This window comes from Parafrankia sp. Ea1.12 (assembly GCF_900465275.1).
Classification (GTDB): domain Bacteria; phylum Actinomycetota; class Actinomycetes; order Frankiales; family Frankiaceae; genus Parafrankia; species Parafrankia soli.
The window spans coordinates 1-6,437 of the sequence record NZ_UBIZ01000150.1 but is presented as its reverse complement, the minus strand read 5'-3'; the positions used below and the strand labels follow the sequence as shown (position 1 = coordinate 6,437).

Below are 6,437 nucleotides of genomic sequence, written 5' to 3'. Positions count from 1 at the left end.
GTCCCCCACCGACGCCCCGTCCCCCACCGACGCCAGGGTCCTCACCTGCGTCACGGGCCCGGCCGGTGCCGGCTCCTCCTCCGGCGGCATCGTGAACACGACGTTCACGCGTGTCAGCGCGCCCAGGCCGCGCTGGATGGTCTGCGCGGACTCGATGAGCTGCGACAGCGGCATCACCAGGTAGGTCGCGTACAGCAGGAAGGCGACCAGGTCACCCAGGGACGTCGTGCCGCGGGCGACCAGGACACCGCCGGCGAGCAGGACCACCAGGACGGAGCCCTGCACCGCGAGCTGGGTGGCGGGGGCGATCACCGCGCTGAGCCGGGCCATGCGCAGCCCGGCGCGGTAGGCGTCGTCGGCGTGCCCGCCGATGCGCTCGGTCTCCCGCTCCTCGGCGTTGCTGGCACGCACGGTGCGGATCGCGGTCAGCGCCCGTTCCAGGTCGGCGGTCATCCGCCCGATGCTCGCCTGCCCCTGCTCCGAGACGGCCCGCACCCGGGCCAGTGCCGTCAGCACGATCGCGCCGGCCACGACCACCGCGACCAGCACCAGCCCGAACAGCACCGGGCTGAGCCAGACCATCAGACCGATCGCGGCGAGCACCCCGATCACACTGGTGACGAACGTGGTCAGGCTGTAGGCCACGGCGTCCCGGACCACCGTGGTGTCCGCGTTCGAGCGGGAGAGGAGGTCACCGATGCGCTCGGCGTCGAACACGCGGATACGGAGCCGCAGCAGGTGGCCGATCAGCCTGCGCCGCAGGCCCAGCAGCACCCGCTGCCCGGTGCACTCCAGCAGGTAGTGCCCCCAGGTGTCGACGGCCGCCTCGACGAGGAAGACCGCGACGAGCACGACGATCAGCAGGACCGGCACCCCGCCGGCCCGCGCCGCGTCGATGACCGCGCGCACCAGCAGGGGCTGCGCCAGGCCGATCACCGTGCCGAACGCGGTGAGGGTGGTCGCGAACGTGATCAGCCGGCCGTGCCCGCGCAGCAGCCGCCACAGGTCACCGAAACCCGGGCGGGGCCCCGGCGGCCCGGCACCAGGCGGCCTCAGGCCCGGCGGCCCGGACAACCCGGGCGGCGGGCCACCCAACGGCCCCGAGGGCCCGGGCGGCGGACCGCCGGTCGGCGGCCACGGCCGCGGGGGCGTGGTCACCTCACCCGGGCGGCCGGTCGCGGCCGCGACCGGACCGTGATCATCGGCCGGTAGGTGTCCGGCGGGACGGACTCGCCGACCATCAGGCCGTCGGCCTCCACCCAGGCGTGCGCCGCGAACGAGCCCACGGCCCGTACTCCTGTCCGCCATGTTGGCCACCTCCCCGAGACGCGGCAGACCAGCGCGGTGGCGACCGCGCGCGGCAGGCACCCGGACTGGCCGCGGCAGGTCCGGCTGACCGCCGTGACCGCCTCCATCGCCGCCAGGGTCTGCCGGTACCCGGCCGGCCGCGTCCCGGCGGCCAGCAGTTCCATCACCCGACGCAGCCGTCCCGGCGGCAGCCTGATCAGCACGCGGGCGAGCGTGACGGCCAGCAGGGCGAGCGCGTCCCGGCGCAGCCACCGCCACCAGGCCCCGCCTCGCTGGGCCCCGCCGCGCCGGGGCCGGCGGGTCACCGGGCCAGCCCGGCTGAGCGCAGCGTCGCGACCAGCCGTTCGACGTCGGACCGCGCGGTCGCGGCATCGACGTCGAAGGCGGCGGTCACCGCGCTCACGGCCTGCGCGAGCGTCCCACCGCCGGCCAGCACGCCGACGGCGAGGTCGGCGGTGGGGTTCAGGGTCCAGTAACGGCCGGTCCGCTCGTCGAGCAGGACGGCGCCGTACTCGGTCTCGGTGCGGATCACGTGCTTGCGCAGCTGCGTCGACACGGTCAGACCCGTTCCTCTCGTCCGCCGGCGGCGCGCGGGCGCGCGCGGCCGCCGCCCCATCCGTTCGCCCCGGCCGGCGCCCCAGCCGGTGCTGTGGCCGCGTCGAGCTCGCCGGCGAGCACCTGGGCGTGGATCCGGCGCAGCTCACCGCTGGGTTCCACGCCCAGCTCCCGGGACAGCAGGTGGTAGGCGGTGCGGTAGGCGGCGAGCGCCTCGGCACGGTGCCCGGAGCGGCATGCCGCCACCAGGAACTGGCCCCACAGCCGCTCCCGCAGCGGGTGCTGAACGGTCAGCGCCCGCAGCATCGGCAGGACCCGGTCGTACTGGCCGCGGTCGAGCAGCGCGTCGATGAGGTCCTCGTGCACCACCGCGCGCAGTTCGTGCAGGCGGGCCGACTCGGCGCGGGTGACCTCCTCGGGAAGCTCGTCGTACGGCTCGCCGCGCCACACGGCCAGCGCGTCGCCGAACAGATCGACGGCCCGGTCGCGGTCGCCGGCCCACCGGGCGTCCTGGCCGCGGCGCGCCGCGTCCTCGAAGATCCAGACGTCGACCTCGGTCGCGGCGGCGTTGAGCCGGTAGCCGCCCGGCCGGCTCTGGATGCGGCCGAGTCCGGCCGTCTCCCCCGGCGGGAGCATCTGGCGCAGGTCGGAGACGTAGGTCTTGATGTTGCCGAGGGCCGAGGGCGGCGGGTCCGCGTCCCACAGCACCGAGCGGATCCGCTCGGTGCTCGTCCAGCGGCCGCGGCTGAACAGCAGCAGCGAGAGCAGACGCCGCTTCTTCGGCTGCCCGATCGGCACGGTGTGGCCGTCGGACGCATTCACCTCCAGCGGGCCGAGGACCCGGAAGGGCAGGTGACGCCGCGGTTCCATGAGGCGTTCCTCCCCAGCGGGCGGCGGGCTTAGACGGTCCGGCCGGGGCGGCGGGGGGTCGATGTCACCTCCGTCCCGACCCGGTAGGGAATCTTCCCATCACATACAGCTCACATACAGCGACATTCCGATGACCGGGAGCACCCGAGCGATCAGTCGGGCGAATGCCGGTTGTAGGCGGCGACGGTGGCGACAAGATCACCGACCGTCGCGAAGTTGACCGCGAGGAAGGTCGGGCGCAGCCCGCGGGCGGCGCACTGCTCGGCATGCGCCGTCAGCGACGAGCTGGTGTTCACCAGCGCCGCGTCGGCGCGGGTGGCGGCGTGGTCGGTGAGCCAGTGGTTGATGAGGAGCATGGTGGGCCGGCTGGCCCCGCGGCCGATCCGGCAGCTGAAGCCCCCGGGGATCCGGACGTCGAACGGGGTGTCCGCGTTGGAGCGGTAGAAGTTGCGGTACCAGGTGCCGGGCACGTCCCCGTTCTCGGCGAAGACGACCAGGCGCCGGCCGCGGTCGATCAGCTGGCCGAGGGTCGGCCACGGCCGGCCCGGCGCGGGCGGGCGGACCAGGTACTGACCGAGGCCCGCCACCCGGAACGCGGCCATGATCGGTTCGGGCGCGACGCCGTCCTGGACGATGATGGTGATGACCTCGGCCGGGTTGCGCGCCAGCCAGCCCGCGACGCCGGCCAGCGCGTCGTCCAGGCGGGTCGCGCCGAGCTGGCAGATGCCGTGGCAGAGCCAGAGCCCGGGGCGGCTCGAACGGGCACCGGTGGCGAACGGGGCGAGCGCCTCGCGGGCCCGCGGGCGCAGCTCGGCCAGGAACGACTCGACCTCCGCGGGTGTCGTCCAGTGGTGGACGTCGAGCATCAGAGCGCGGATGCCGCTGTCGAGCTGGCCCACCAGGTCGGGGTCCTGCACCGCGCCGAGGAACCCGGCCCGCACGGACGCCATCCCGTTGTGGGTCGTCGGGTAGACCACGTCGGAGTAGCGCCGGTTGCACAGGTCCGCCCCGCCGTTGCAGAACGCGGTGCCGGTGCCCGCCTCGCCGGGGATCAGCACCCAGGACACGGCGACGAACACCGAGCAGGTCGTGCCCACCGCCACCAGGCGCCGCACGCGCCACTCGGCGCGCGACAGCCGGCGCACCACCACCGTCACGGTGCCGAGGAGGAGCCCGGCCAGGAGCGGTATCGCCGCGATCTCGCTCCAGGTCGCGCGCACGTTGGCGACCAGCACGCGGCCGACGTCTCCGGCGAGGACCCGCCCCGCCGGGGGAAGCGGCGAGTCCGGCCCGCGCAGCGGCGCGAGCGGGTCGCCGACCAGGCCGGTCACGAGGACCCCCGCGGCCAGCGCGGACAGCCCGCCCGCGACGAGCGCGGCGCCCACCAGCCGCACCGACGGTCCGCGCCGCCGGACGGCGAGACCGAGCACGCCGGCGGGCAGTGCGAAGCAGAGCGCGGCGAGGGCGAGCATGCCCGTGCCGCCGATCGTGTGGATCGTGCGGAGCACGAAGCCGGCCGGGCCGCCGGGCGCGTCCGCGAGCGGGCGGCCGAGGTCGAGGACGGTGCCGCCGGCCAGGCGCGACCGCAGGTCGGCGACGGCGGACACGTCCCCGGCGAAGATCAGCGGGCCGACGACCGCCAGCGCGGCGCCGAGATCACCGGAGCGCAGCGCGACCAGCACCTGTTCCCGCGCGACCGGCCGGTCGGCCCCGTCCACCCGGCTCACCAGCAGGTCGGTCGCCCAGGCGACCTGATCGTCGGTGAGATCGATCTCGGGCACGGAGGCGGGCGGGCGGCCCTGGCTGACCCGGTCCACACCGTCGAGGACGTCGCGCAGGGCGGCGGCGACGTCCTCTGTGCGGTACCGCGGCGCGCCCGACACCTGCCCGGCGAGGTAAACGGACGCGAGCCGCCCGATGTTGTCGAGGATCGGCCGCAGGTCGACGGCGAGGACGAACTCGGCGCGGCTGCCGTCGAGGTAGGCGGCGACGTTGTCGGCGACGCCGTCGGTCATCCCGCGCAGCGCCGACGGCGGGACGACGAGCTGCAGGTTGTCGACCATCAGGTCCGGGTCGACGGGCAGGTCGGCGAGCAGGTCACCGGTCACGTCCGTGAGCACCGGGTCGGTCAGGACCTCGTCGCTGATCCGCTCGTGCACCCGCGCCTCGTCCAGCGCGCCGCGGTAGAAACGGGCCTGCTGGGCTGTCTCGTGCACGGTCAGCAGCGCGACGCCCGCCGGGACGAAAACCGCCGACACCACCGCGACCAGGCAGACCACACCCCCGAGGCCACGCCGCCGGATCCCAACAAAACGGGCGGTTCGGGACCAGCCGGGCCGGACCCGAACCGCCCAGAGCCGGGCAGGCCGGAACCGGGCCGCCCCGAACCAGGCCGGCGAGGCTCCCCACAGCCAACCCATGGGACGCCAGATTACCGACGTCAGTAGTCGAACAGTTGACGGAATCGAGGTCATCCCACGTCCGGGCCGCTGGAATGCGTGGAGACGGGGTATCTCGGCACCGACGGCCCATGCGGGAGGCCCGTGGCCGGCCGAGGAACCGAGGTGTCCGATGACCATGCACTCGAGCCCGCCCCGTGAGCGCCCCGTCCTTGTGTGGGCGCTCACGGGGGTCGTCGTCGTCGGACTGGTGCTCGCGCTGGTCGGGATGATCCTCAACGCCTGGGTGCTGCTCGCCGTGGCCACGACGGTGGCCGTGCTCGCGGCCCTGGCTCTGTGGCCCGCGGGCGTGATGTCCCACGTCAGCACGACCCGTTCGGCGACCACCCGCGGACCGCGGTAACGGACGGGGAGGGAGAAGGCATGGACACGGCAGTGATCGATCGGCCACGTGGTCGCGACATGTGGCACGTCCCGCGGACGAAGGGTGCCCTCAGCGGGTTCCTGCTCGTGGCGCTCGGCATCTGGGGGGCCCTCATCCCGTTCGTCGGGCCCTATTTCGACTTCGGCTTCACGACGCAGACGTGGGAGTGGACGGCCAACCGCTTCTGGCTGTCCGTCCTGCCCGGCATCGTCGCGGTCGTGGGCGGGCTGATCCTGATATTCAGCCAGAACCGGGCGATGGCCGCGTTCGGCGCCACGCTGGCGACGGTCGCCGGGGTGTGGTTCGTCGTCGGGCCACCGCTGTCACAGATCTGGAACCCGGCGGCGATGGGCGTCCCGCTCGGGGGCAAGGGACTCCAGGCGCTCATCATGATCAGTTTCTTCTACGGGCTGGGCGCGGCGATGCTCTTCCTCGGCGCGAGCGCGCTCGGCCGGCTCAGCGTGGTCGGCGTCCGTGACGTCGCCACGGCGCGGCGGCGGCGCCTCGGGCATCCCGAACCGAGCCGGCACGCCCGCGGCCACCGCCGCCAGCTCCAACCGGCCGCGCCCGCATCGGACCAGGCCGTCAGGGACCAGGCCGCCGCGGACCAGGCGGCCGCCGGCCGGGCTGCCGCCGGGCCGGGCCTCGACGAGGCGTCGGTCTACCCGGACGAGCCCCGCCGCGCGGACACCCCGCCCGCCGGAACCAGCGAGCCCGCCGGGATCCGCGAGCCCGCGAGCGCCGGTGGCGGCCGGCACAGCCGCCACCACTGGTGGGAACGTTCACACTGACGCCTGCAGAGGGCCTCGCGCACACACCAGCGCCTCCGGCGGGGCTGGACTGGTAGGACGGCCAGATGAGCGACGAGAACACGGCCCGCC

Annotated in this window: 7 protein-coding genes; 2 read left to right on the top strand and 5 right to left on the bottom strand. The window is 74.7% G+C overall.

What is annotated here, in order from left to right; all coding sequences use genetic code 11:
- The 5 genes from FMEAI12_RS04100 to FMEAI12_RS04080 all read right to left on the bottom strand — a co-directional run.
- Positions 1–1,158: ABC transporter ATP-binding protein (locus FMEAI12_RS04100; protein ID WP_235013680.1), on the bottom strand; the 1,158-nt coding region annotated here is incomplete at its 3' end.
- A complete protein-coding gene (locus FMEAI12_RS04095; RefSeq protein WP_083391022.1) occupies positions 1,155–1,613 on the bottom strand; it encodes a lasso peptide biosynthesis B2 protein in 459 nt (152 codons plus the stop codon). The genes FMEAI12_RS04100 and FMEAI12_RS04095, both read right to left, overlap by 4 nt.
- The gene (locus FMEAI12_RS04090; protein ID WP_071063678.1) at positions 1,610–1,864 is read right to left on the bottom strand and encodes a lasso peptide biosynthesis PqqD family chaperone; all 255 of its coding nucleotides are present in this window, start codon (positions 1,862–1,864) and stop codon (positions 1,610–1,612) included. Before FMEAI12_RS04090 ends, FMEAI12_RS04095 begins: the two co-directional genes overlap by 4 nt.
- A gap of 2 nt (positions 1,865–1,866) precedes the next feature.
- Positions 1,867–2,733, bottom strand: coding sequence for an AfsR/SARP family transcriptional regulator (locus FMEAI12_RS04085; protein WP_071063680.1), 867 nt, complete (start codon positions 2,731–2,733; stop codon positions 1,867–1,869).
- A gap of 152 nt (positions 2,734–2,885) precedes the next feature.
- A complete protein-coding gene (locus tag FMEAI12_RS04080; protein ID WP_112105021.1) occupies positions 2,886–4,994 on the bottom strand; it encodes a hypothetical protein in 2,109 nt (702 codons plus the stop codon).
- Positions 4,995–5,304: 310 nt separating this feature from the next.
- Between FMEAI12_RS04080 and FMEAI12_RS04075 the strand changes: the two genes are divergently transcribed.
- Together FMEAI12_RS04075 and FMEAI12_RS04070 are read left to right on the top strand one after the other, a co-directional pair.
- Positions 5,305–5,535, top strand: a complete 231-nt coding sequence (locus FMEAI12_RS04075) for a hypothetical protein (RefSeq protein WP_071063682.1) — start codon at positions 5,305–5,307, stop codon at positions 5,533–5,535.
- Between the two features lie 20 nt (positions 5,536–5,555).
- The gene (locus FMEAI12_RS04070) at positions 5,556–6,347 is read left to right on the top strand and encodes a hypothetical protein (RefSeq protein WP_112105020.1); all 792 of its coding nucleotides are present in this window, start codon (positions 5,556–5,558) and stop codon (positions 6,345–6,347) included.
- Positions 6,348–6,437 lie beyond the last annotated feature (90 nt).